This is a genomic window from Microvirga sp. GCM10011540, assembly GCF_042650665.1.
Classification (GTDB): Bacteria; Pseudomonadota; Alphaproteobacteria; order Rhizobiales; family Beijerinckiaceae; genus Microvirga; species Microvirga lenta.
Genome location: NZ_JBHSBQ010000071.1, coordinates 1 through 1,178 on the forward strand (window position 1 = coordinate 1; position 1,178 = coordinate 1,178).

The window sequence follows — 1,178 nt, forward strand, 5'->3', positions numbered from 1 at the left end:
CTAGAGTATCCGTATTGATCAAGCGGGTTTTGAAGACCAGTTTCGCTGATCTCGCAAGAGCGCATTGGCCAGGATGATGAGCTTTCGCATGATGGCGGTCAGGGCGACTTTCGCCGGCTTGCCCGCCGCGAGCAGGGCCTGGTACTTGGCTTTCAGATCCGGGTTGAATCGGGCTGCCACCAGCGCCGGCATGTACAGCGCCTGACGCAGATGGGCGCGGCCGCCCCGGATCGTGCGGCGCCCGCGGGAAGCCCCACTGTCGCGCGCCACCGGAGCCAAGCCCGCGAGGCTGGCCACCTGGCTCTGATCGAGGCTGCCGAGTTCGGGCATCTCGACGAGCAGGCTCAAGGCCGTGGCTTGAGCAATGCCAGGAATGCTCATGAGGATTGCCAGGCGTGGGGCGAGATCCGCATCACCCAGACACAAGCTCTGAAGCTGGGCGTCGACCGCAGCCAAGTGGCGGGCGATCTGGCGCAGCCGCTGGTCGAGCTGACGCCGCAACAAGGCAGAGCGCACGATCTTCTGCCGGTTGAGGGCGGCCGTGCGATCCTTGATGAGCGCCTGCCGGGCCACCAACAGTTCTTTCATGGCCTCCAGAGCGGGGCTGAGCACAGGCCGGGTGGGTGGCTCGAGCAGGGCGCCAAAGCGCGCCAGCAGCGCCGCATCGAGCCGATCGGTTTTGGCAAGCTGGCCCAGAGCTTCAGCGAAGCGGCGGGCGTGGCGGGGATTGATCTTCGCCAGCGGCAGGCCGGCGGTCGCAAGGCTGCGCTCCAAGGCCCGGTGATACGCGCCGGTTGGTTCGAAGACCACGCGCTGGATGGCTTGGCTGGAGAGCCAGACGATGAGGGCGCGATGGCCTTTGGCGTCGTTGGGGAAGCGGCGCGTGGCTCCATCGGGGTAGAGACAAACATCGAGCTGATCTTTGGCAATGTCGATGCCGGCGGTCTGTGGTATAGGATGATGCATCTTTTCCGCGTCCTTGGCTTGTCATACGGGCCATCACGCCCGGGTATCCGTTCAGGCCACGAGGAAAAGAGAGGGGCGGTCCGACTCTAGCTCGACCCGCACCGGTCTGCATCGGAACGACCCGTCCCCTCCCACCGCCAGCGAGCTCGCGACTCGCTGGCGGTATCCTCATCTTGCTCGATCAGGACGGGAAAATCATAAGACAAGCATCG

General features: G+C 64.8%; 1 protein-coding gene. It reads right to left on the reverse strand.

Annotation, left to right across the window (positions count from 1 at the left end; translation table 11 throughout):
• Window positions 1-18: 18 nt before the first annotated feature.
• Window positions 19-966 carry an IS110 family transposase gene (locus ACFOYU_RS15295; RefSeq protein ID WP_377034253.1) on the reverse strand — a complete coding sequence of 316 codons (948 nt, stop codon included), beginning with the start codon at window positions 964-966 and terminating at the stop codon, window positions 19-21.
• Window positions 967-1,178: the final 212 nt, after the last annotated feature.

Bases quoted from the DNA above. Each gene is read 5' to 3' on its own strand.
- ACFOYU_RS15295 (WP_377034253.1), bottom strand. From the start codon at position 966: ATGCATCATCCTATACCACAGACCGCCGGCATCGACATTGCCAAAGAT.